Origin of the sequence: Achromobacter sp. AONIH1 (genome assembly GCF_002902905.1) — a bacterium.
Lineage (GTDB): Bacteria > Pseudomonadota > Gammaproteobacteria > Burkholderiales > Burkholderiaceae_B > Achromobacter.
The window spans coordinates 5722436-5745157 of sequence record NZ_CP026124.1 but is presented as its reverse complement, the minus strand read 5'-3'; the positions used below and the strand labels follow the sequence as shown (position 1 = coordinate 5745157).

The following is a 22722-nucleotide window of genomic DNA, read 5'->3' as shown; positions in this document are numbered from 1 at the left end:
TGCCGGGCTCGGCGGCCCGGTCTATCGGCGTGAGCCGTATTTCCTCTACTGCGCTACGTCTTGGTCCTGCCTTGATAATGCAAGGGACCGCCCGTGAAGGGGGCGAATCCCGTTCCGAAAATCACGCCGGCGTCGGCCAGGTCGGCGTCGGCGACGATGCCCTGATCGACCCGCTGCCGGGTCGCGTCGATCAGGGGCTGGATCAGGCCGGCCGCGAGGCCGGCGGGGGCGGCGGACGCCTTGTCCTTGACGGGCTTGCCGTCGCGCCAGGCATAGAAGCCCTGGCCGGTCTTGCGGCCCAGCTGGCCGCGCGACAGCCGGTCCGCCAGGCAGCGCGGCGGCTCCTGGCCGCCGGCCAGCTCCTCGCCGGCGGCGCGGGCGATGTCCAGACCCACGGTGTCGGCCAGCTCCAGCGGTCCCATCGGCATGCCGAAGGCCACCAGGGCCGCGTCGATCGCGGCCGGCGCGACGCCCGCGTCCACGCTGCGCATGGCTTGCAGTATGTAGGGCGCCAGTACCGCGTTGACCAGAAAGCCGGGCGCGCTCTTGACCGGCAGGGCGAGCTTGTCGATCTGGCCGACGAAGGCGCTGGCGCGCGCCAGCGCATCGGCCGCCGTGCCGTCGGCGTGCACCACTTCCACCAGCGGCATCTTGGCCACGGGATTGAAGAAGTGGATGCCCACCAGACGCTCGGGCCGCGCCAGTCCCGCGCGCAGCGTTTCCAGAGACAGGCTGGACGTATTGGTGGCTAGCACCGCGTCGGGCTTCATGCGCGGTTCCAGCGCGCGATACAGCGCGAGCTTGGCCTCGGGCTGTTCGCTGATGGCCTCGATCACGATGTCGGCCAGCGTCGCGCCTGTGCCGGCGGGATCGGGGATCAGGCGGTCCATGGCGGCGCGGGCCGCGCGCGGGTCCTTCAGGCGGCGCGCGTACAGCGTCGCGGCGCGCTTGATGGCGGGCGCGATGCGGGCCATGTCCTGGTCCTGCAGCGTGACGGTCAGGCCCTTGTATGCGCACCAGGCGGCGATGTCGCCGCCCATGACGCCGGCGCCGACCACATGGATGCGCCGCGCCGGGGCTGCCCCGGGCTGCCGGCCGTTGGCCTTGAGCCGCTCCTGCAGGCGGAACACGCGCAGCAGATTGCGGGCGGTGTCGGACGCGATGATGCCGTCGATCAGCGAGGGCGCGCGCTGGGCGTCGCCGTCGTGCTGTTCCCACAGCGTCACGATGGCCGGCGCGGCGGGATAGTGGCCCAGGGGATCCTTGGCCGCGATCTGCTTGCGCGCGCGGTTGGCGACGATGGCCTTGAGCGGCCAGCGGTTGGTCCAGGCGGCCAGGCCGCGCGTCTGGCGCGCCGGCTTGCCGGACAGCACCGTGGCGCGCGCGGCGGCTTCCAGCAGGCGCGGCGGCACGCGCGCGTCGGCCAGGCCCAGCGCGGCGGCGCGGCGCGCGTCGGCGCCCCGGCCGGTGAGCATCATGTCCAGCGCGGCCGGCGCGCCGATCAGGCGCGGCAGCCGCAGCATGCCGCCCCAGCCGGGGAAGATGCCCAGCATGACCTCGGGCAGCGCCAGCGATACGCCGGCCTGGTCCGCCACGAGGCGATAGCGGCAGGCCAGCGCCAGCTCCAGGCCGCCGCCCAGGCAGTGGCCCTGGATCAGGGCCAGCGTGGGATAGCGCACGGCGGCCAGCCGGTTGAACAGGTTCCAGCCGCGCGCCACCAGTGCACGGCCCTGCTCGGGCGTGTCCAGGCTGGCGAATTCGTTGACATCGGCGCCCACGATGAAGCCGGTCGGCTTGCCCGAGCGGATCACCAGGCCCTTGGGCGGGTCCTTGTCCAGCGCGTCCAGCACCAGGGCGAGTTCCGCCATGGTGTCGGCCGACAGGGCGTTGACCGCGCTGGCGGCGCGGTCGAAGGTCAACCAGGCCAGGCCGTCGGGGTCGCGCGCCAGGCGCCAGTGCGAGAGGGTGTCCAGTGCGCTCATCGGGCGGTCTCCGTGGTACGCGTCGAGGCGGCGTTGCGGCTCATGCGCGCTCCTCCAGGGTTTCGACCAGCATGGCGCCGCCTTGGCCGCCGCCAATGCAGATGGCGGCCATGCCGCGCCGTGCGCCGCGGCGCTTGAGCGCGTCCAGCAGGTGCAGCACGATGCGGGCGCCGGACGCGCCGACGGGATGGCCGATGGCGATGGCGCCGCCGTCGATGTTCAGGCGATCGGTGTCGAGCTGGCCCCAGGCCGGCGTGCCGAAGTGCTCCTGGCAATAGGCCTCGTCGCGCCATGCGGCCAGGCAGCCTAGCACCTGGGCGGCGAAGGCCTCGTTGATCTCCCACAAGTCCAGGTCATTCAGGCCCAGGCCTTGGCGTTGCAGGATGGGCGTGGCGGCGTGCACCGGACCCAGGCCCATCTGCGCCGGATCCAGGCCGGCCCACTGGCTGTCGACGATGCGGCCCAGCGGACGCAGGTTCCAGCGCTGCACGGCCTCTTCCGATGCCAGCACCAGCATGGCCGCGCCGTCGGTGACCTGCGAGCTGTTGCCGGCGGTGATGTTGCCCCAGGGCTTGTCGAACACGGGCTTGAGCTTGGCCAGCTTTTCCGGGGTGGAGTCGGCGCGCACGCCGTCGTCCTCGGGATAGAGCGTGCCCTTGGCGTCGATGATCGGCACGATCTCGGCCAGGGCGCCGGCGGCGCGCGCCGCCAGCGCGCGCTGGTGGCTGCCGGCCGAGTAGGCGTCCATGGCGGCTCGGTCGATGCCGAAGCGGGTGGCGACGTTTTCGGCCGTCTGGCCCATCGACAGTCCGACCACGGGATCGGTCAGGCCCTTGAGCAGGCCGATGACGGGCGCCAGGTTGCGCAGCTTGAAGCGGCGCAGCGCGGACAGCTTGGCGCCCAGGCCGCGCGCGGCATACCAGCCGGACAGCCAGCGCACCATGTCGTCCGAGAACAGCAGCGGCGCGCGCGACAGCGCGTCCACGCCGCCGGCCACCACCAGTTGCGAACGGCCCGACTGGATGTTGGCGATGGCCGAGTCCAGCGCCTGCATGCCCGAGGCGCAGTTGCGCATCACGGTCCAGCCCGGCACGCGGTTGCCGCAGCCCAGGCGTAGCGCGATCACGCGGCCGATGTTGACTTCGTCGGGCGAGGGCGCGGCGCAGCCAATGATGACCTCGTCCACGTCGGTGGGCGAGAAGGGCTGGCGCAGCAGCAGCGCGCGCCCGGCCTGCACGGCCAGGTCGCCCGCCGAAAACGGGCCGGGGCCCGTGCGCGCCTTCAGGAAAGGCGTGCGGGACCCGTCCACCACATATACCGGTTTGAATGCCATCCGTGCGTCCTTGGTGCTCATGCGGCCCGGCGCTCGGCGGCGGGACGGATCGCGCCCGCGCCAAGATCGAAGGGGAAATCGTCCACCTTGACCACGGTGTCGCGCAAGGTGTTTCTGCGCTTGACCACGGCGTATTCCTCGTCGGTCAGGCCGCCGGCCGCATAGGCGGCGTCGGCGATGTCGCGCACGTTGGCCTGCGGATTGCCGTCCAGCGCGCCGCGCTTTTCCAGCTCGCGGATCTTGGCCTCGATGGGTTCGGCCTCCAGCGTGGCGGCCAGCGCCAGTTCGATGGCGCCTACCGGCTCGTCGGCGGTGGCGGGCAGGTGGCAGCCGGCGGTCAGGCGATCACGGGCGGCGCCCGGGTTGATCAGCAGCTTGGCGACCTGCTGGCCCAGTTCGTCCGAGGGCAGCGATTGCGGATGGCCCCAGGGGAAGACGATGCGGCGCAGGCCCCAGGCGACGAAGCGGTTCGGGTAGTTTTCCAGCACGCCGTCGAAGGCTTCCTGCAGGCGGAACAGCGCGTCCTGGATCGACCAGTGCGCCAGCGGCGCATCGGCGGCCTGGCGGCCTTCGTCCTGGTAGCGCTTGAGCGTGGCGCTGATCAGGTACATCTGCGACAGGATGTCGCCCAGGCGCGCGGACAGGCGCTCGCGGCGCTTCAGGCTGCCGCCCAGCACCAGCATGGAGGTGTCTGCCAGCAGCGCGAAGGCAGCGCTGTAGCGGCTGAGCTGCTGGTAGTAACGCTTCATCTCGGGCGCGACGTCGGCGTTCACGCCGACCAGGCGGGCGCCGGTCAGCGCGGTGCCCAGCGCGCGCAGCTTGTTCTTCACGACGAAGCCCACGTGGCCCCAGAAGGCGCGGTCGAAGTCATGCAGACCTTGCTGGCGGTCGGACGATTGCGCGGCCTGCATCTCGGCCAGCACGTAGGGATGGCAGCGGATCGCGCCCTGGCCGAAGATGATCAGGCTGCGGGTCAGGATGTTGGCGCCTTCCACGGTGATGCCGATGGGAATCTGCTGGTAGGCGCGGCCCAGGAAGTTGGACGGTCCCAGGCAGATGCCCTTGCCTCCGATCACGTCCATGCCGTCGTTGACGACCTGGCGCGCGCGCTCGGTGACGTGGTATTTGACGATGGCGGAGACGACCGAGGGCTTTTCGCCCAGGTCCACCGCGCCGGCGGTCATGCTGCGCGCGGCGTCCATCATGTAGGTGTGGCCGCCGATGCGCGCCAGCGCTTCCTCGACGCCCTCGAACTTGCCCACCGGTGTGCGGAACTGGCTGCGCACGCGGGCATAGGCGCCCACGGCGCGGGCGGTCAGCTTGGACATGCCGGTGTTGGAGGACGGCAGCGAGATCGAGCGGCCGGCGGCCAGGCATTCCATCAGCATGCGCCAGCCCTGGCCGGCCATGGCGGGGCCGCCGATGATGAAGTCCAGCGGCATGAACACGTCCTGGCCGCGCGTCGGGCCGTTCATGAACATGGCGTTCAGCGGGAAGTGGCGGCGGCCCGTGTCCACGCCGGGGTGGTCGTGCGGCACCAGCGCGCAGGTGATGCCCAGGTCCTTCTCGTCGCCCAGCAGTCCGTCCGGGTCATACAGGCGGAACGCCAAGCCGAGCAGGGTGCAGACCGGCGCCAGCGTGATGTAGCGCTTGTCCCAGGTGACGCGCATGCCGACCACTTCGCGGCCCTGCCATTCGCCCTTGCAGACGATGCCGCTGTCGGGAATGGCGGCGGCGTCCGAGCCAGCCCAGGGGCTGGTCAGCGCGAAGGCCGGCACTTCCTCGCCGCGCGCCAGGCGCGGCAGATAGTGGTTCTTCTGCGCGTCGGTGCCGTAGTGCAGCAGCAGCTCGGCCGGGCCCAGCGAGTTCGGCACCATGACCGACACGGCCAGCGCCGACGAGCGGGTCGACAGCTTGGTCACGATCTCTGAATGCGCATAGGCGGAAAAGCCCAGGCCGCCGTAGGACTTGGGAATGATCATGCCCAGGAAGCCCTGGTTCTTCAGGTAGTTCCAGACATCGGCGGGCAGGTCGAAGCGTTCCTGCGTGACTTCCCAGTCGTTGACCATGCGGCAGGCTTCCTCGGCCTGGTTGTCCAGGAAGCGCTGCTCATCGTCGGACAGGCGCGGGCGCGGATAGGCGTGCAGGCGGCTCCAGTCGGGACGGCCGCGAAACAGCTCGCCTTCCCACCATACGGTGCCGGCCTCGAGCGCGTCGCGCTCGGTGTCCGACATCTGCGGCAGCACCTTGCGGTACATGTTGAAGATCGGGGCCGACAGCACGGCTCGTCGCAAGGGACGCAGTCCCAGCAGGACCACGGCCAGAAGCGCCAAGACGAGCAGCGCAAGAAGGATCGGGTGCATATTCTTGTCTCCTATCGCAATGTTCGGCCCATTGCCGGGGGCCTGACCGTTGCTGGCTCTAACAGGATGGCCGCTGCGGCAGCGGCGCGCGCAGGCCCCCGAGCAGGAAGCTCATCAGGCGCGGCAGCAGCAGTTCGGGGTTGTTGGGTTGTTCGGCTTCGTCGATGACCCAGCCGGTGACCGAGCGCAGCAGGTCCGTGCCGATGATGGCGTAGGACGTCGCGCCCAGCATGAATTGAAAGCGCCACATGATTTCGGCGCGCGGCACGTCCGGCAGCGCCGCGAACAGCGCGTTGCGGTAGCGGTCCAGCACGTCCGCGTATTCCTCCGCGAACAGCGCGCGGATGAAGTCCGTGGGGTCGGTCATGGTGCGTTCGAGCAGCGGCAGGAAAGTGCTGCCCGCCTGCTCCGGGTCGGCGGCCAGGCGCAGCAGCGTGCCGAAGAAGGCGTCAACGATTTGCGAGGGCTTGAGCGGCTTGCCCTCGGCTTGGGCTTCGAGCTCGTCCAGCAGGCGCATGCGCTCGCTGTTGAGCACGGCCAGGCGGCGCTTGAGCACCGCCTGCACCAGCGACTCCTTCGAGCCGAAGTGGTAATTCACGGACGCGAGATTCACGCCGGCCGCGCCAGTGATCTGGCGCATCGACGTGCCGTCATGACCCTGCTGGGCGAACAACGCCTCGGCAGTGTCCAGGATGGATTCCCGGGTTGAAGAGGATCTGAGTTCTTGCATGAGGTTGAATTCAAACGTTCGTTTAAATTGAGTATGCGACAGATTTCCGGCAAGAGCGAGTCCCTGCAATCCCGAATAGGGTTTACCCCAGGGGCATGAGACAAGGCAGAGGGATGCCGGCCGCCGCGCCCCGCGCGCCGCGCGCTGCTACGTCCGGATGGATGAACTCCCCCGGCGAATTTGGCCGAGGCAAGGGCGCTCGGTGGGCGCGCCATGCGCCATTTGGCTTCGTGCGCCAGCCCTAGGCTGAAAGCTCGCTGGAAGATGCCTGCGAAACGTTTCAGTATCCGTATGAAGGCTGTGTAGCCATGCCCTTATGGTTGCGCCGCCAGCCCGCCGGCTGGCGGCGGCTGGCCCTTGCCCCGACACAGGAGCTGGAGAAATGAAGACCTACAGAGTGGGACTGCTGGTCGACGGATACGAGCAGCCCGGCTGGATGCATGAGCTGGTCGAATGGCTGGCGCACAGCCAGGACTTCCAGATCGCCGCTCTGCTGGTGGCCGGCCGCGCGGGCGCGGAAACGAAGGCGCATTTCGGCGCCAGGGCTTTTTTCGGCGCGCTGTCCCGTTTCGAGTCCCGGCTGCTTGGAAGCAAGCCGCGCGCGCAGCTGGCTTGCCGCGACCTGCGCGAGCACCTGCCCGGTCCCGATACTGAGATCGTCGAGATGACGGCGGGCGGCGGCGCGGAGCGGTTGGCGCCGCCGGGGCTGGACCTGGTGATCGTGCTGGGCGCGCCGCCTGTGCCGCGCGAGCGTATCGCGGGCTGGGCGCGCCAGGGCGCCTGGCAGTTGAGCTATTCCGACGTTGCGGTTGCCAGCGGCAGCTATGCGGGATTCTGGGAGGTGTATCAGCGGGCGGATCACACCACGGTCAAGCTGTGGCGCCTGGGCGCGAGCGAGGACGAGGACGAGCTGCTGGACCAGCGCAGCTTCAACACCGAGATCTTCTGGCTGAAGAATCGGGCGCGCGCATTCTGCCTGGGCAACTTCATGGTCCGCGACGCGCTGCAGGCGCTGGCGCGCGCGCGCCGCACGCCGCCGGCTGGCATGCAGATCATGAGCGGCGAGCGGCGCCGGGATCCGGTGGCCTGGGACGGCGCGGCGTATGTCGCCCGCCAGGCCTGGTTAATGGCTGATTTTATTGTGCGTCGCATCATGAAACGTAACGTGCGCTGGCGGATAGGCATGTTTCCGTCGGGCCGGCAGCAGGCGGTGATATCCGAAGCGATGGTGTTGCAGCCACCCAAGGGCAGGTTTTTCGCTGATCCCTTTGTATATACCCACGATAAACAGCCCTATATATTTTTCGAGGATTACGACTTCTCCTCGCGCAAAGGGACGATCTCGGTCGCGACGTACTCCGACGGGGCTTTCCGCCTTTTGGGGACGGCGCTGAACCTGCCGTACCATTTGTCGTTCCCGTATATATTTGAATATGAAGGTGTCACCTACATGGTGCCGGAGACCTGCGGTAATCGCAGCATAGAATTATGGAAATGCACGGATTTTCCATTGAAGTGGGAGCTTCAATATAATCTGATGAGTAATGTTTCCGCTGTCGATACGATAATATTCAAGCACGGGGAATACTGGTGGCTATTGACCAATATCGACAGGACGGACGGGCAGAGCCATTGCGACGAGCTGTTCGCGTTCTTCGCCGATTCGCCGCTCTCCACCAATTGGACGCCGCATGCCTGCAACCCCATCGTGCGCAACCCGATGCGGGCGCGCAACGCTGGAATCGTTGTCTCGCCTGGCGGAGACGTCATCCGCTGCGCGCAGTACCAGGGCTTCTGCCACTACGGCAAGGGCGTGTCGCTCAACCGGATCGAGCAGTTGTCGCCGCACTCCTACGTCGAGGATGACGGAGAAATACACTACGCCAATTTTCTGGGACGGCGTCATGCTTCGATGCACCATTGGCATCATCAGGGCGGTCACACGGTATTCGACTTCGCCTATATGGAGTAAATGACCGTGCGTCCGAAAAAATAAAAGTGTTACCTATATTTCGATTAATCGGCCCATATCCTGGGGTGATGTGTCCGGCGCAACATATCGATAATTCTTGCCACGCCGGCGTCCCATCGGGCCAGGCACCAGGATGGTGCCAGCCTCATCCCCCGAAGCTTGCCAACAGCCGAATTCCGGGCTGTCATTCGGCTTTCTCCGCCCGTGGGAAGGCCTTTCCCTCTCTATGAAACTCCGTGTAAACCCTAGCGTCGAAATGGATGAGAACATGTTTTCATCCTTATTTACGAGGGCGATTAAGGCTAACGATTGATTTCTGTTTTTGTCGGATTATATCGCCCTGAAACGTCTTGATTTTGCAAATCCCGAACCATAAGATGGACTCATGCCATCCGCCGTAATGGTGGCTACCAAAGTCTCCCAGCCAAAATACCCGGATACGATGTATTCACATATCCAGGGCTACCGCGGACCCGCTTCGCGGGGCTGGAAAAATAAGTCTTCAGTACAGCGAAGATCCCTTCTAGGCCTGTCTAGTAAACCGGGAGGACATCATGGCCAAGATGGTCCTGATTGAAGCTCATCCGCTGCTGCGGCTGGGTTTGTGGCAGATTCTGAGCAAGTTGGATGACGTGTGGGAGATCGAGGGGATGGGCCTGGCGGACGTGTCCAAGGCCGATGGCGTCCATGCCGGCGCTGATCTCCTGATCTACGGACTTCCGGTGGATACGGATGAGGCCTGGAGCGCGTTGCATGAGATCCAGCGCGTGCTCACCCCCAAGCGCATCCTGCTATTGACCGATGTGATGCCCTTGCCGATGCCCGTCCAGGGTCTGCCGGGCGCCAGCGTCTACGGCTGTCTGATGAAGACCGCATCGGTCGAGATCCTGGAGGCGGCGATCCGGCTGGTGATGGCGGGAGGACAGTGCTTCCCCAGCGAACAGGCCTTGCAGGCGCCCGCCCAGACGATCTGCGCGTTGCCGGCGCATGACGCTGATGACGCCGCGGCCAAGGGCGCCATGCCCATCAGCGCGGGCGCGCAATTGCTGCAGATCACGCCGCGCCAGTACGAGGTGCTGGTGTTGCTGGCCAGGGGCTATCCGATCAAGACGGTCAGCCGCATGCTCAACATTTCGGTCGCCACCGCCAAGACGCATGCCTGCACGCTCTATCAGCGCCTGCATGTGAAGAACAAGGGCGAGGCCGTGTACGCGGCGTTGCAGCGCGGCGCCACGCTGGAATGGCACGAGCCCAACGGCAGGGAAGTCGACGCAGGACAACTATACGGCCGCAAAGCAGGCTGATACCGCGCGCGCGCCAGCTGCCGACCCGGCAGGCAGCCTGGCCCGACGCGATGCCGCCCCGCCTTCCCTCCTAGTGCTTTCATCGCAGTTCCGCCTGCATTGCGCAGCGCCTCAGTCCTCCCCCAATCATCCTCCTGAACGAGATTCAACGGCGATAGCCGCTGATAGCATGGTTCGTGTCCGCAAGTGCGGGCCGGGACGGCGAACCACAGCACGCCGCCCGGGCCGCAGCAGCGGACAGGATTCCCGTGAACCGCGCCGTCGCGCGGCCGCGCGCGCATCGCGATCCGTCTCGCGTGCGACATGGGAACCGCATTTGGGCCCTGTGTCGCAAGGTTCCATTCGGGATGACAACCGTTCTAATCGAAGACTATGCGTTGCTTCGCGTCGCCATCCAGCATGTGCTGGAGCGCGTGCGCAAAACGGACGACATCCTGGCGATCTCGCCGGCCCAGATGCTCAACCTGCCCAATTCGCTCAACCGTCCGGTGGAAATGCTGGTGGTCGGTTGCGGCGGCATCGCCGAGAACGATATCGCGCTGTTGACACAGGCCATCGCCTTCTTCGGGCCCAGGCTGGCGATGGTGCTGTATTCCGTGCTGGATCAGGCGGTGATGGCGGCTTGCGCCCGCGCGGGCGTGGCCGGCTATCTGCCCAAGGCATCCAGCCCGGACGCCCTGGCGGCCGCGGTCAGCCTGGTCCAGGCGGGAGGCGAATGCTATCCGCAGCCGGCTGGCCGGCCGCTGCCGCGCACCGCCGCGCCGGCGCTGGAGCTGCGCGAGCTGACGCAGCGGCAGGCGGAGATCCTGCAGCTGCTGGTGCAGGGCAAGACCATGCGCGAGATCGGCGAGCAGGTGGGCATATCGGTGGCCACCGTGAAGAGCCATGCGCGCACGTTGTACTGGAAGCTCAATGCGCGCAATCAGGCCGAGGCCGCCTATGTCGCCGTGCAGCTGGGGCTGGTCAGCGGCGTGGGCCTGCCGCCGACGCCGCGCGAACCTTCGGAGTGATCGGACGGACGCCGTCAGGCGTCGCGGGCGCGCGAGGCCTGTGTCCTGCCCGGGACGGCAAGGGCCGCCAGTTCGCGCTCGGCCGCGCCCAGCACCGCGTCCACGTGCAGATGAGCCAGGGCATGGCGCCGCGCGGCCTGGCCCAGCGCGGCCCTGGCCGCGCCGTTTTGCGCCAGGCTGAGCACGGCCTCGGCCATGGCCGCCGCGTCTTCAGGGGGAGTCAACAGGCCGCAGCGCGTGATCACGCCCGCCAGTTCCGTGCCCGGCGCGGCGCCGCAGACCACAGGACGGCCGCTGGCCAGCATGCCGGTCAGCTTGGACGGCATGACGAGGTCGGCCGCGCCCGCGCGCTGCGGCAGTAGATGGATGTCCGCCATGCACAGCAGCTCGCCCAGGCGTTCGGCGGGCTGCAGGTCCAGGAAGCGTGCGCGCGCCAGTCCGGCGCAGCGCGCCTGCAGCGCGGCCCGTTCCGGTCCCTGGCCGCAGAAAACGAACCACAGCCGCGTTTCGCCTTCCAGGCGGCGGGCCACGTCGGCCAGGACCTGCAGGCCCTGCTTGCCGCCCATGTTGCCGGAATACAGCGCCACGATCGCGTCGGCGGGGATGCCGAGTTGCGCGCGGTACGCGCCGCCGTCCAGGTCCGGCGTGATCGCCTGCGCGTCGATCCAGTTCGGCAGCAGCACGGCGCGGGCGGGCTCCACGCCCTTGTCCCTGGCCAGCGCCAGCATGCGCTCAGAAATGGTGGAAACGCGGTCGAAGCGGCGCATCAGCCAGCGCTCGGCGCGGGCGACGGCGCGGCGCAGCCAGGCGCCCTTGAGCAGGCCCAGCTCGAACGCGGCGTCCACTTCATAGTCCTGCACGTGCAGCCAGGCGCGAGCGCCGCACAGCCTGGCGGCCAGCCATGCCGCGGGCGCGCAGAACAGCGCCGGCTCGACCACCAGGATGACGTCGGGCCGCCCAGCGGCGGCGCGCAGCAGGCTGGGAAGGCTGGACAGGGCGAAGCTGGCCAGGTGCAGCAGGCGCTTGACGCCACCGGGCCGCGCCGGCACCCACAACGGGGCGCGGCGCACCGAGACGCCGGCGCGCTCCTCGCGCGCATAGCGTCCGGCGCGATAGCCGTCATGCACCCGCCATTGCGGATAGTAGGGCGGCGCCGTGACCACGCTGACGCTGTGTCCGCGGGCGGCCAGCCATTCGGCCATCTCCGCGCTGTACTTGCCGATGCCGGTCAGTTCGGGGGCGTAGTTGATGCCGTAGATCAGGATCTTCATGCGCGCTCCCGTCCGCGCGCACGCACGGGCCTGCACGGCGTGCCGTGGCAGATCATGGCGGGCGGCAGATCGCGAAAGACGGAGCTGCGCGCGCCCACCACGGCTTCGCGGCCCACGGTCACGCCGGGGGCGACGAACACGTCGGTGGCGACCCAGGCGCCGTCCTCGATGCGCACCGCGCGCTCGCGCAGCGGGAAGTCGGGTTGGTCCGGGTCATGGTCGGCGGCGCAAAGGTAGCTGCGCTGCGACACCACGGCGTGCGCGCCGATGTGCACCGGCCCCAGGCTGTAGATCACGGCATCGTCGCCGATCCAGGCATGCTCGCCGATGTCGACTTTCCAGGGATAGGTCACGGTGGCGCTGGGCCGGATCAGCGCCTTGGCGCCGACGCGCGCGCCGAACAGCCGCAGCAGCCAGCGCCGGAACCCATAGGCGAACTGCGGCGACCAGCGGAACAGGGAACCCTGGACCAGCCACCAGAGCTGCACCGTCAGCGCGGAGCGGCCGCGCTGGCCGGGCGCCAGTGTGAACAGGTCCAGCCGCTGCAGCGCGCCAGGCGGGTCTCCGACGCGTGGCCAGACATGCGCCGCATCCGTCGCATCCGCGACATCCGCCTCGCGCGCCGGGCCCGCGTGGAACCGACGGGCGGGGATCATTTCGCCGCTCCCGCCACCACCTTGTCGTCGCCATCCTCGGCGCAGGCCTGTCGGGCCTTGCGGATTTCCTCGGTCTTGATGCGGATCTGCCAGTAGTACATGGCGCGCGCGACCGCATAGTCGAAGCCGGCCTTGCCGTCCAGGAAGCCCAGGCGGAATACATAGGAATGCAGGAAGGAGATCGGAGCCTTGAACGGCAGCGCGTGGAACAGCCGCTTGAGCAGCGCGCGGCCGCCCAGGTTGGCTTCGCGCGGGTCGTTCATCAGGCCCTTGACGCGCAGGCTTGCCTCCCAGTCCGAGTAGCGGTTGTGCTTGTCGAAATAGTGGAACAGCGAGTCATGGTCATTGTGGACCATGGGCTCGCGCAACGCGAAGGTCTGGCCCTGTACCTGGGGCTGGTAGTGGCCCTCGACTTCCCACATGTGGGCCACGTCCAGGTCGTCGTAGTCCAGGAAGCGCGAGCGGTCGCGGGCCAGCAGCGCCAGCTTGTAGACGCGGTGGCCGTGTCGCAGCTTGCGGCCGCAGAACACGTAGTCGAAGGGCACGAAGGCGCCGCCGGCGCCGGCCTCGAAGCGCGGCAGGCTGGCGCGGATTTCGCGGGCCAGCGCCGGCGTCATCTCTTCGTCGGCGTCGACGTACAGGACGACCGGGTGCGAGAAAGGCAGCTGCTCCAGGCACCATTGTTTTTTCTTCGGATACTTGCCGTTCCACTGGAAGTCCACCACCTTCGCGCCCAGCGAGGCGGCCAGCGCGCACGTCGCGTCGGTGCTGCGCGAGTCGATGACGAAGACTTCGTCGAACTCTGCCAGCGCCTTCAGGCACTTGGCGATGTTGCGCTCTTCGTTCTTGGTCATGACCACAACGGATACCGGTATTTTCTGCATGATGCGATCCAGGTCAGGGCGCGCCACGGCGCATCAAGGGCTGGAATAGCGCAATGACGTCGCGGCAGTGCCGGTCTAGGGAGAATGCGTCGGCGCGGACCGGCCCTTCGGCGGCCAGCCGTTCGCGCGTCGCCGTGTCGTAGGCCAGGCGCCGGACCGCCGCCGCCAGCGCGGGCGCGTCGCCGACCGGGACCAGCAGGCCGTAGCGGCCGGCGTCCAGGATCTCGGCCGGGCCGTGCGGGCAGTCGGTGGAAATCACCGGCACGCCCAGGCACAGCGCCTCCACCAGCACGTTGCCGAAGCTCTCGCGCACGGAGGTCAGGGCGAAGGCGCCGGCCCGGGCGATGGTGGGGAAGGGGTTGTCGATATGACCCGCCAGGCGCACCGTGGTGCGGGACGGCCGCGCATCGATGCGGCGCTGCAGGGCCGCGTGCTCCGAGCCTTCTCCCACGATGGTGAAGGCGATGCGCGGATCATCCAGCAGCGCGGCCGCGTCGATCAGGGTGGCGTAGTCCTTGACCGCCTCCAGCCTGCCGACCGCGACGACCTGGTACGGTTCGTCCCTGGCGGCCGGAGCCGTCGCGGGGGCCGGCGGCGAGACGCTTTGCTCGCGCACGTCGTCCAGCGGCACGCCGTTGTAGATGGTATGAACCTTGCCGCGCAGCGGCGGGAACATGCTGACCAGATCTTCCTTCACGCCCTCCGAGACGCCGACCACGGCGTCATGGCGGCGGTAGGTCTGGCTGACCAGCCAGTATTTCAGGCGGCGCATGCGCGAGGCGCCGTAGTGGATGGCCGGGCTGCTGTGTTCGAACGCCACGATGGCGAAACGGCCGCGCAGGATCTTGCGGGCGGCCACGGCCAGCATATTGCACAGCAGCCCGTGCGAGCACACGATGGCAGGCTTGTCGCGACGGATCTGCGCCAGCAGTCGGGCGAAAGCCAGCGGCAGCGCCAGTCGCAGCGCCGTCGGCGATTCGATCACCGGCAGCGCCTTGACCACCTTCGGATTGTCGATGGGGTATTCGCGGTTGCGGGCGCGCAGCAGGAACAGCGAGGCATCGACCCCGTGGGCGGGCAGGCCGTCGGCGATGAAGGCCACGCATCTTCCGACGCCGCCGTGCAGGTCCGGCGCGACAAACATGACATCAGGCATGGGGCAGCACTCGCGTCAGGGTCCGGCGCGGCGCATCCGGACGGTTGCCGGGATCGGCGGGATCCCGCGCAGGCACGGGCATGGCGCGCGCGTTGCGCAGCAGGGACAGGCAGTAGCACAGCAGGAACCCGGTGAAGGCGGTCTTGGGCGCATAGGCCAGGCCGCCCGACATGGAGTCGATGAAGATGTAGATGGGCGCGGTGGCCAGCAGGTAGCGCCGGTGCAGTTCCAGGCCGGGATGGGCGTAGCGCCGGAACAGCGTCAGCAGCAGGATCAGCAGGGGCGGCAGCATGATCATGATGGTGCCGACCAGCCCGAACTTCATCAGGTAGAAGGCCCAGGAGTTGTGCGCGAAGGTGCTCAGCTCGAAGCCATTCTCGCCCATGACCCAGCTGCGGAATCCCGCGCCCTTGCCGAACACCGGGCTTTGCGCGAAGAAGTCCATCTGGCCTTGCATTTCCTGCACGCGCGCGCCGTAGCTGGAGTCCTCGTCCAGCCGCTCGACGCTGAAGATGCGGTTGGTCAGCACGTCCAGGTAGCCGATGCTGGCGAACACCAGCACGCCGGCGACGGCGGCGGGCGCGAAGATCAGCACGACGCGGCGGCGCACCTCGGAGCCGGACGCCAGCATCATGGCCAGCAGCACGGACACGGCCAGCTGCAGGTACTGGCTGCGGTTCAGCGAGAACACCAGCGCCAGCAGCATGTAGAGCGTCAGCGCATAGGCCTTGGGGCCCGAGATCCTGAGCGTGCGCCGGAAGTAGAGCAGCGACACCACGCCCAGCGGAATCGCCCAGACGCCCAGGCGGACATTGCGCACCGGGTTGGCGATGCTGAAGCCCTGCAATTGTTGCAGCAGCATCAGCGTGGCCACCGTCAGGCAGGCTGCGATGATGTACTTCTGCAGCACGGCATAGGCATGCGGCGTGTCGATGTCCTTGTAGCAAAGAAAGGGCGTGGTCAGGAAATAGAACACGATGCGCAGGTCGCGCGCCACGTCGCCGGTCTCGATGCCGGGATGGTCGATGGACACCAGCAGCAGATAGGCCACCGACAGCGCCTGGATGCCCAGCAGCAGGCCCAGCGCGCCGCGCGGCAGCGCGTAGGCCGCCGGATCCGCCAGCCGCATCGCCTTGACGACGAGGATGGCGACGAAGATGACGTCGAAGGGCGACAGCTTGAAGCTGCCCACGCCGAGGATGAAGCTGTCGTCGTTCAAGGCCAGCGCCGTGAAGGCAAAAAGGCCCAGCAGATGCAGGGTGGACAGATGGCGGCTGTGCATGACGGCGGCTCCGTGGCGCTGGGGGGATGGCGGACGCGCCTAGTGCGCGGTCCAGTCGTCCCGGCCCAGCAGCCGGGTGGCGAGCTTTTCGAACAGGTAGGACAGGTCGCCCTGGCGGGCATGGGCCGCCACCTTCGAGGCGCGGCAGGACAGCTGGAACAGCTTGCCCAGGCCGGGTTCGCTGTTGCGGATGCGGTCGACGATCTGCTTGCGTTCTTCCAGCAGCACGTCTTGCATCAGCGCGGTCTTGGTCTCGTCGTGCGCGGTGTAGACGCCCATGGCCTCGGGAACGATGACGTTCTTGCCCTCGCGCAGCAGGCGGCTCCACAGTTCCAGGTCCATGCAATAGCGCATGCTCTCCTGAAGCAGTCCGTGCTTTTTCAGCAGGTCGCGCCGGAAGATGGCGGACTGGTTCGGAATGGACGCCTTCACCACGGTCAGCGTGCCCCGGTTGACCGGGGTGTAGTGGATCTTGCGGAAGATGCGGTTGTTGGCGTCGGCCACGAACAGGTTGCCGCTGACGATCGGCGCCCGGCCGCGCGCCGCCGCCGCGCCCAGCTTGCGCAGCGCGCCCGGGAAGTACAGGTCGTCCGAGTTCTGCCAGCCCACGTATTCGCCGGTGGCGCGCTCGAAGCCCTTGTTGATGGCATGCGACTGGCCCCGGTCCGGCTGGCTTTCCCAATGGGTCAGATAGCGTTCGTACTTGCGGATGATGTCCACGCTGCCGTCGGTGGAGCCACCGTCGATGATGATGTATTCCAGCCTCGGATACCCCTGATTCAGCACGGACAGGATGGTTCGCTCCAGGAAGCGGGCCTGGTTGTACGACGGGGTCACGATGCTCAGCTTGGGCAGCAGGCCGCCGGCGATGGGGGCGGGCGGACGCAGCTCGCGGACGAAGTCGACCAGCTCGCGGGTGTATTCATTGTGGCGCTTGCTCATGGGGGCCTCTTCCTGGTTCGGTTTAGCGGGTGGCGGCGGGCATGGCGCCCTGGAATTCCGGACGGGACTGGCGGATCGCCAAGGCGACGCCGGCCAGGGTGATGACGGCATACGCCATGCGGCCCCAGGCCGCGGCCTGTTCGCCTGCGCTGGCGGCGAGCGCGGCCATGATGGCAAGCATGGCCAGTCCTCCGAGTCCGTTCAAAATGGCGATGGCGCGCGAATTGCCCATGCCCAGCAGCGAAAAGTGCGCGGCCGCGTTCAAGGACAACAGGCCCGACGCGACGATCAGCAGCCGGAATGTGTGCAGATGGCCGGCCGCGATGGCCGGTCCCAGCATCAGGTCCAGCAGCGGCCGGCTGGCGGCCAGCACGGCCAGCGTGGCGCCGGCAGACAGCGCCAGGTTCCACAGCATCTGCCGGCGGACCTCGCGTTCGGCGGCGCCGGGAAAGGGCGGCGCCGCCAGCAGCCGGCTGACGCGCGGCATGGCTTTCTGGAACACCGCCACCGAGGCGGTATGAATCATCTGGCCGACCTGTACGCCGACGGTGTAGATGGCCAGCGCGGCCGGGCCCATCAGGCCGCCGACCAGCACCCGGTCCACCGAGCCGAAGGCCAGCGCGCTCAGGCTGTTGAGCCAGGACCAGCGCGAGAATCTGAAGGCCGCCATCATGGCGGGACGGTCGATCACCGGGCGCAGCAGCGCATGGCCGTAGGCGCGCGAGAACACGAACATCTTGACGGTGCCGGCCAGCAGCAGGCCGAGCGCCTGCGCCAGCGCGGTCCAGGTCGGCGAGGCCGTCACCAGCGCCGCGGCGCAGGCCAGCCCCATGGTGCCGGCGCGGCTGAAAGCCTCGCACAGCGCCGTGGCGCGGAAGTCCTCTCGTCCCTTCAGGCAGCCCGATAGCAGCTGGTCGTATTGCTGGGTCAGGTAGACGGCCAGCGCCGGCATGGCCAGCAGCGTGACCGCCACGCCGCCGAAGGTGGCGCCGGGCCAGCCCAGGCCCACCACCAGCCACAGCAGCAGGGCGATGGCCGAGACCACGGCCAGCGCGCAGCTTATCAACGCCATGCCCACGCCCGCGGCGCGGTAGGCGCCGCCCGGCTCGTGCGCGCGTTCGGACACCAGCTTGGTGGCCGTGACGGCCGCGCCCAGGTTGGCGGCGTTGCCGAATCCGGCCAGCGCGATGATCATGGAATATTGCCCGAAGCCGACCGTGCCCAGCTGCCGGAACAGCATGGGCAGGGCGACCAGCGCGGCGGCCGGTCCCGCGCCGTACTCCACCAGCCCCCAGAAGGAGGCATTGCCGGCGACGTGTCTGCTGAGGAAAGCGCGCATCGGTAAGCCTGTCTGTCGTCCTCGCGGGCGCGACCCTCAGGCCACGGGCACCGCCTGTTGCGGATGCTCCCGCAGGAAATGGCCGTAGGCCAGCTCGATGCCGTGCGCGAGCGAGATCTCCGGACGCCAGCCCAATGCCCGGATGCGTCCGGAGTCCATCAGCTTGCGCGGCGTGCCGTCGGGCTTGGACCTGTCATAGTCGATCGCGCCGCGAAAGCCGACCACCCGCGCGACCAGCGTGGCCAGTTCCGCGATCGCGATGTCCTGGCCGGCGCCGATGTTGTAGATGCCCGTGGCATCCGGGTGCTCCATCAGCATGACGCAGGCGCGCGCCAGGTCGTCGACGTAAAGGAACTCGCGCAGCGGCGCGCCGGTGCCCCAGATCGTCACGCTGGCCTGTCCGGCCTCGCGGCCTTCGTGGAACTTGCGGATCAGCGCCGGCAGCACATGGCTGCTGTGCAGGTCGTAGTTGTCGCGCGGGCCATACAGGTTGGTCGGCATGGCGCAGATGAAGCGCGCGCCATGTTGCCGCTGGTAGGCCTCGCACAGCTTCAGGCCGGCGATCTTGGCGATGGCGTAGGGCTCGTTGGTCGATTCCAGCGGGCCCGTCAGCAGCGCGTCCTCGCGCAGCGGCTGCGGCGCCTCGCGCGGATAGATGCACGAGGAACCCAGGAACAGCAGCTTGCGCACGCCGGCCGCGTAGGCGGCGCGGATGACGTTGCTCTGGATCATCAGGTTCCGGTACAGGAAATCCACCGGGTGGTTCTGGTTGGCCAGGATGCCGCCGACCTTGGCGGCCGCCAGGTACACCACGTCCACCGGCGTGGTGGAAAAGAAGCGGTGGACCTGGTTCTGGTTCTCCAGGTCCAGCTCCTGCCGGCCGCGCGTGATCACGTTGCGATAGCCGCGCCGGTCCAGTTCGCGGGCCAGCGCCGCGCCCACCATGCCGCGATGGCCTGCGACAAACACCCGCTGATCCAGGTTCGTCATGGCGGCTTACTCCTTGTAGGCGTAGATTTCATAGCCGTTCTGCTCGACCAGCGCGTCGCGCCGGGCTTCCTTCAGGTCGCTCTCGACCATTTCCTTGACCAGCTGCGCGAAACTGGTGCGCGGCGACCAGCCCAGCTTCTCGCGGGCCTTGGTGGGGTCGCCCAGCAGCGTCTCGACCTCGGTCGGACGGAAATAGCGCGGGTCCACTCGCACGATCACCTGACCCGGCTTGATGTCGTGGATGGGGCTGAACAGCACGGTGGCGGTTTCCTCCACGCCTTCGCCTTCCCAGGCCAGCAGCAGGCCCAGCTCGCGCGCGGCGGTATTGATGAATTCACGCACGCTGTACTGCCGGCCGGTGGCGATGACGTAGTCCTCGGGCTTGTCCTGTTGCAGCATCAGCCACTGCATTTCCACGTAGTCGCGCGCATGGCCCCAATCGCGCAGGGCGGACAGGTTGCCCAGGTACAGGCATTCCTGCAGGCCCAGTACGATGCGCGCCAGGCCGCGCGTGATCTTGCGCGTGACGAAGGTCTCGCCGCGCTTGGGCGATTCGTGGTTGAAGAGGATGCCGTTGCAGGCGTACATGCCGTAGGCTTCGCGGTAGTTCACGCTGATCCAGTAGGCGTAGAGCTTGGCGGCGGCGTAGGGGCTGCGCGGATAGAACGGCGTGGTCTCGCGCTGCGGCGTTTCCTGCACCAGGCCGTACAGTTCGGAGGTCGAGGCCTGGTAGAAGCGCGACTTGTCTTCCAGCTTCAGGATGCGGATCGCTTCCAGCAGGCGCAACGTGCCCAGGCCGTCGGCGTTGGCGGTGTATTCCGGTTCCTCGAACGACACGCCGACGTGGCTCTGCGCCGCGAGGTTGTAGATCTCGTCGGGCTGCACCGATTGCACGATGCGGATCAGGCTGCACGAATCGGTCATGTCGCCATGGTGCAGCACGAAGTTGCGGGGCTGGTCGTGCGGATCCTGGTACAGATGGTCGATGCGCGCGGTGTTGAACAGCGATGCCCGCCGCTTGATGCCGTGCACCTCGTAGCCCTTGGCGAGCAGGAACTCCGCCAGATAGGCGCCGTCTTGGCCTGTGACGCCGGTAATCAGTGCCCGTTTTGGCATGGTTGTATCCTTAAGACTTAGTGACTGCACGAAAGGAGCCGATGGCTGCGGAACCAATGTGCAATGAGATTACTGTCGCACCCGCCGCCGAGATATCGGCCAAAAGGTCTAAGAGATCCGCCTGTCTGTACGGGAAGAACGACTGGATGCCTTCATCCAGCGCGCCCAGCGCGGTGGCGGACAGGAATGCCAACAGGGCGGGCCGCCGGTTGAACGAGGCGTAGGCCAGGCAGGTCAGCGTGGCGTAGGCGGCCAGGTGCAGGCGCTTGTCGCCGTAGGCGTCGGACATCTGCGCGGCCAGGCCGGGCAGGTTGCCGATCGTCACCAGCGCAAGGAAGAACAGCGCCGCCGCCGGCACGCAGACGCGCGCCAGCCCCGGACGCCAGAAGGGCGCCTGAACGGAATCAGGCGCGGCCATACATGTCCTGGAATCTGACGATGTCGTCCTCGCCCAGATAGGCGCCGGACTGCACCTCGATGATTTCCAGCGGGATCTTGCCCGGGTTCTCCAGGCTGTGGATCTCGCCCAGCGGGATGTAGGTGGACTGGTTCTCCGTCAGCAGGTATTGCTTGTCGCCGTTGTAGATGCGGGCCGTGCCGGACACCACGATCCAGTGCTCGGCGCGGTGATGGTGCATCTGCGACGAGAGCCGGGCGCCGGGTTTGACCGTGATCCGCTTGACCTGGTAGCGCGGACCCTGGCCCACCGAGTCGTAGGAGCCCCAGGGCCGCTGCACCTCGCGATGATGGTTCAGCTCGGAACGGTGCTGGACCTTGAAGGCTTCCACCAGCCGCTTGACGTCCTGCGAGCGCGACTTGTGGGCCACCAGCACCGCGTCCGCGGTTTCGATCACCACGATGTCGTCCAGCCCCACCGAGGCCACCAGCCGGCTGGTGGAATGGATCAGGCAGTTGCGCGAATCCTCCACCATCACGTCGCCGGTGGTCGAGTTGCCCTCCACCGATTTGGGGGCGATGCCCCAGACCGCGTCCCAGGCGCCCACGTCGCTCCAGGGCGCGGCCAGCGGGATGACCACGGCGCTGTCGGTGCGTTCCATGATGGCGTAGTCCATCGAATCGCTGGGGCAGGCCTCGAAGGCGGGGCCGTCAAGCTGGAACAGCGCATCGTCGCCATGCCCGGCGGCGATCGCGGCGCGCACCTGCTGCAACATGCGCGGCGCGAGCCGGTCCATCTCGGCCAGGAAGACCGAGGCCTGGAACGCGAACATGCCGCTATTCCAGTAGTAGTTGCCTTCCTCGATGAAGCGCTGCGCGACCTCCGGCGAGGGCTTTTCGACGAAGCGGCGCACGCGCCGGGCGGGCGCCATGGCGGCGGGCGCATCGGCCTGGATGTAACCATAGCCGCTGAGCGGCGCGGTCGGGGTGATGCCGAACGTCACCAGCGCGCCCTGGCGCGCCGCCAGATAGGCCTGCGCATAGGCCGTGGCCAGCACCTCGCCGTCCTCCAGCACATGGTCCGAGGGCATGATGAGCATCACCGGGTCCTCGCCGCCGCGCATGGCGCGCAGCGTGGCGGCGGCGATGGCCGGCGCGGTGTTGCGGGCGTGCGGCTCCAGGATCAGCTCGGCATCCTTGATGCCCAGCTCCTGCGCCTGTTCGGCCGCGATGTAGCGGTGGGCTTCGTTGCACACCAGCGTGGGGTGCGCCTGGGCGCCGGCCGAATCCAGCCGCAGCAGGGTGTTCTGCAGCAGGCTGCGGTCATCGGTCAAACGGATGAACTGCTTGGGCAGCAGCTCGCGCGACAGCGGCCACAGCCGCGAGCCCGATCCGCCGCAGAGGATGACGGCGCGGTAGGGGGGAGGGGGATTGGTCATGGCGCGTACTCCTTGAAGTAGGCCCGGGTGTAGGGATGCACGTCAGGGTCGGCGACGATGGCGGCGGGCGACAGCCAGCGGTAGCCGCGATGCTGCGCGTGCGGCAGGCTGGCCGGATCCAGCGCCCGCTCGGCCTCGTAGGCCAGCACGATGTAATGGGTGGAGCGGTTGATTTCGCCGGCGAAGTTGGTGGAGTAGAAATGCTCGTGGACGCCGCAAGGCGTCCAGGCGGCGGCCATTGCGTGCAGGCCCAGTTCCTCGCGGGCGATGCGGTCCAGCGCCAGCGCCAGCGGCTCGTTCTTGCGGATGCGCCCGCCGGGCACGAACCAGGCGCCCTGGGCCGGCGGATTGCTGCGCAGCCCCGTCAGGTAGCGCCCCTGGCCGTCGTGCAGCAGCAGATCGATGGACACCAGCGGCAGCATCTCCACCGCCCGCCGGAAATCCGCCGGCGACAGCAGGCCGCCGGCCGGTTCCGCCGCGCCCGAAGCCGCCGTTCCGTGCACACCAGACTCACCGCATGCAGCCGCCGCCCCCAGCCCGGAAGCGCCACCACCAGT

At 67.9% G+C, this 22722-nt stretch carries 19 protein-coding genes; 3 read left to right on the top strand and 16 right to left on the bottom strand.

All coding sequences use genetic code 11. The features are described 5' to 3' along the window. Positions 1-53: 53 nt before the first annotated feature. From C2U31_RS26160 to C2U31_RS26145, 4 genes are read right to left on the bottom strand one after another with little or no spacing between them, the layout of a single operon-like run. Positions 54-1982, bottom strand: a complete 1929-nt coding sequence (locus C2U31_RS26160) for a 3-hydroxyacyl-CoA dehydrogenase NAD-binding domain-containing protein (protein WP_103275468.1) — start codon at positions 1980-1982, stop codon at positions 54-56. A 40-nt stretch (positions 1983-2022) separates the two neighbouring features. Further along, positions 2023-3315 (bottom strand): acetyl-CoA C-acetyltransferase, encoded by a 1293-nt coding sequence (locus C2U31_RS26155; protein WP_103275467.1) that lies wholly within the window; start codon positions 3313-3315, stop codon positions 2023-2025. A gap of 17 nt (positions 3316-3332) precedes the next feature. Continuing rightward, on the bottom strand, positions 3333-5678 hold the full coding sequence (locus C2U31_RS26150; RefSeq protein WP_103275466.1) for an acyl-CoA dehydrogenase: 2346 nt from the start codon (positions 5676-5678) through the stop codon (positions 3333-3335). A gap of 58 nt (positions 5679-5736) precedes the next feature. Further along, positions 5737-6408, bottom strand: coding sequence for a TetR/AcrR family transcriptional regulator (locus C2U31_RS26145; protein ID WP_103275465.1), 672 nt, complete (start codon positions 6406-6408; stop codon positions 5737-5739). 382 nt (positions 6409-6790) lie between these two features. Here C2U31_RS26145 and C2U31_RS26140 point away from each other — a divergent pair, with 382 nt between their 5' ends. The 3 genes from C2U31_RS26140 to C2U31_RS26130 all read left to right on the top strand — a co-directional run bounded on the left by C2U31_RS26140 (position 6791) and on the right by C2U31_RS26130 (position 10694). Continuing rightward, positions 6791-8380, top strand: coding sequence for a hypothetical protein (locus tag C2U31_RS26140; protein WP_103275464.1), 1590 nt, complete (start codon positions 6791-6793; stop codon positions 8378-8380). 554 nt (positions 8381-8934) lie between these two features. Continuing rightward, positions 8935-9684, top strand: coding sequence for a response regulator transcription factor (locus C2U31_RS26135; RefSeq protein WP_103275463.1), 750 nt, complete (start codon positions 8935-8937; stop codon positions 9682-9684). A gap of 347 nt (positions 9685-10031) precedes the next feature. Beyond that, positions 10032-10694 carry a response regulator transcription factor gene (locus C2U31_RS26130; protein WP_103275462.1) on the top strand — a complete coding sequence of 221 codons (663 nt, stop codon included), beginning with the start codon at positions 10032-10034 and terminating at the stop codon, positions 10692-10694. 14 nt (positions 10695-10708) lie between these two features. On the opposite strand, the gene C2U31_RS26125 is transcribed toward C2U31_RS26130, so the two are convergent. Genes C2U31_RS26125 through C2U31_RS26070 form a run of 12 tightly spaced genes read right to left on the bottom strand, consistent with a single transcriptional unit; the run spans position 10709 to position 22623 of the window. Next, positions 10709-11965 (bottom strand): glycosyltransferase WbuB, encoded by a 1257-nt coding sequence (locus tag C2U31_RS26125; RefSeq protein WP_103275461.1) that lies wholly within the window; start codon positions 11963-11965, stop codon positions 10709-10711. Further along, complete coding sequence (locus C2U31_RS26120) at positions 11962-12621, bottom strand: putative colanic acid biosynthesis acetyltransferase (protein WP_103275460.1); 660 nt, start codon at positions 12619-12621, stop codon at positions 11962-11964. The genes C2U31_RS26125 and C2U31_RS26120 overlap by 4 nt, the downstream gene beginning before the upstream one ends. Further along, positions 12618-13505 carry a glycosyltransferase family 2 protein gene (locus tag C2U31_RS26115; RefSeq protein WP_103276587.1) on the bottom strand — a complete coding sequence of 296 codons (888 nt, stop codon included), beginning with the start codon at positions 13503-13505 and terminating at the stop codon, positions 12618-12620. Before C2U31_RS26115 ends, C2U31_RS26120 begins: the two co-directional genes overlap by 4 nt. A gap of 13 nt (positions 13506-13518) precedes the next feature. Beyond that, positions 13519-14661, bottom strand: a complete 1143-nt coding sequence (locus C2U31_RS26110) for a glycosyltransferase (protein ID WP_103275459.1) — start codon at positions 14659-14661, stop codon at positions 13519-13521. Then, positions 14654-15943 (bottom strand): O-antigen ligase family protein, encoded by a 1290-nt coding sequence (locus C2U31_RS26105; RefSeq protein WP_103275458.1) that lies wholly within the window; start codon positions 15941-15943, stop codon positions 14654-14656. The genes C2U31_RS26110 and C2U31_RS26105 overlap by 8 nt, the downstream gene beginning before the upstream one ends. A gap of 39 nt (positions 15944-15982) precedes the next feature. Continuing rightward, positions 15983-16885, bottom strand: a complete 903-nt coding sequence (locus C2U31_RS26100; RefSeq protein WP_103275457.1) for a glycosyltransferase family 2 protein — start codon at positions 16883-16885, stop codon at positions 15983-15985. Positions 16886-16907: 22 nt separating this feature from the next. Further along, on the bottom strand, positions 16908-18224 hold the full coding sequence (locus C2U31_RS26095; RefSeq protein WP_103275456.1) for a lipopolysaccharide biosynthesis protein: 1317 nt from the start codon (positions 18222-18224) through the stop codon (positions 16908-16910). A gap of 36 nt (positions 18225-18260) precedes the next feature. After that, a complete protein-coding gene (locus C2U31_RS26090) occupies positions 18261-19214 on the bottom strand; it encodes a GDP-L-fucose synthase (RefSeq protein ID WP_103275455.1) in 954 nt (317 codons plus the stop codon). Between the two features lie 6 nt (positions 19215-19220). Next, on the bottom strand, positions 19221-20330 hold the full coding sequence (gene gmd, locus C2U31_RS26085) for a GDP-mannose 4,6-dehydratase (RefSeq protein WP_103275454.1): 1110 nt from the start codon (positions 20328-20330) through the stop codon (positions 19221-19223). A 10-nt stretch (positions 20331-20340) separates the two neighbouring features. After that, complete coding sequence (locus C2U31_RS26080; protein ID WP_199770897.1) at positions 20341-20748, bottom strand: VanZ family protein; 408 nt, start codon at positions 20746-20748, stop codon at positions 20341-20343. Then, complete coding sequence (locus C2U31_RS26075) at positions 20735-22165, bottom strand: mannose-1-phosphate guanylyltransferase/mannose-6-phosphate isomerase (RefSeq protein WP_103275453.1); 1431 nt, start codon at positions 22163-22165, stop codon at positions 20735-20737. Before C2U31_RS26075 ends, C2U31_RS26080 begins: the two co-directional genes overlap by 14 nt. Further along, positions 22162-22623 (bottom strand): GDP-mannose mannosyl hydrolase, encoded by a 462-nt coding sequence (locus tag C2U31_RS26070; protein ID WP_304562619.1) that lies wholly within the window; start codon positions 22621-22623, stop codon positions 22162-22164. The genes C2U31_RS26075 and C2U31_RS26070 overlap by 4 nt, the downstream gene beginning before the upstream one ends. Positions 22624-22722: the final 99 nt, after the last annotated feature.

Bases quoted from the DNA above. Each gene is read 5' to 3' on its own strand.
- C2U31_RS26160 (WP_103275468.1), bottom strand. From the start codon at position 1,982: ATGAGCGCACTGGACACCCTCTCGCACTGGCGCCTGGCGCGCGACCCC.
- C2U31_RS26155 (WP_103275467.1), bottom strand. From the start codon at position 3,315: ATGGCATTCAAACCGGTATATGTGGTGGACGGGTCCCGCACGCCTTTC.
- C2U31_RS26150 (WP_103275466.1), bottom strand. From the start codon at position 5,678: ATGCACCCGATCCTTCTTGCGCTGCTCGTCTTGGCGCTTCTGGCCGTG.
- C2U31_RS26145 (WP_103275465.1), bottom strand. From the start codon at position 6,408: ATGCAAGAACTCAGATCCTCTTCAACCCGGGAATCCATCCTGGACACT.
- C2U31_RS26140 (WP_103275464.1), top strand. From the start codon at position 6,791: ATGAAGACCTACAGAGTGGGACTGCTGGTCGACGGATACGAGCAGCCC.
- C2U31_RS26135 (WP_103275463.1), top strand. From the start codon at position 8,935: ATGGCCAAGATGGTCCTGATTGAAGCTCATCCGCTGCTGCGGCTGGGT.
- C2U31_RS26130 (WP_103275462.1), top strand. From the start codon at position 10,032: ATGACAACCGTTCTAATCGAAGACTATGCGTTGCTTCGCGTCGCCATC.
- C2U31_RS26125 (WP_103275461.1), bottom strand. From the start codon at position 11,965: ATGAAGATCCTGATCTACGGCATCAACTACGCCCCCGAACTGACCGGC.
- C2U31_RS26120 (WP_103275460.1), bottom strand. From the start codon at position 12,621: ATGATCCCCGCCCGTCGGTTCCACGCGGGCCCGGCGCGCGAGGCGGAT.
- C2U31_RS26115 (WP_103276587.1), bottom strand. From the start codon at position 13,505: ATGCAGAAAATACCGGTATCCGTTGTGGTCATGACCAAGAACGAAGAG.
- C2U31_RS26110 (WP_103275459.1), bottom strand. From the start codon at position 14,661: ATGCCTGATGTCATGTTTGTCGCGCCGGACCTGCACGGCGGCGTCGGA.
- C2U31_RS26105 (WP_103275458.1), bottom strand. From the start codon at position 15,943: ATGCACAGCCGCCATCTGTCCACCCTGCATCTGCTGGGCCTTTTTGCC.
- C2U31_RS26100 (WP_103275457.1), bottom strand. From the start codon at position 16,885: ATGAGCAAGCGCCACAATGAATACACCCGCGAGCTGGTCGACTTCGTC.
- C2U31_RS26095 (WP_103275456.1), bottom strand. From the start codon at position 18,224: ATGCGCGCTTTCCTCAGCAGACACGTCGCCGGCAATGCCTCCTTCTGG.
- C2U31_RS26090 (WP_103275455.1), bottom strand. From the start codon at position 19,214: ATGACGAACCTGGATCAGCGGGTGTTTGTCGCAGGCCATCGCGGCATG.
- gmd (WP_103275454.1), bottom strand. From the start codon at position 20,330: ATGCCAAAACGGGCACTGATTACCGGCGTCACAGGCCAAGACGGCGCC.
- C2U31_RS26080 (WP_199770897.1), bottom strand. From the start codon at position 20,748: ATGGCCGCGCCTGATTCCGTTCAGGCGCCCTTCTGGCGTCCGGGGCTG.
- C2U31_RS26075 (WP_103275453.1), bottom strand. From the start codon at position 22,165: ATGACCAATCCCCCTCCCCCCTACCGCGCCGTCATCCTCTGCGGCGGA.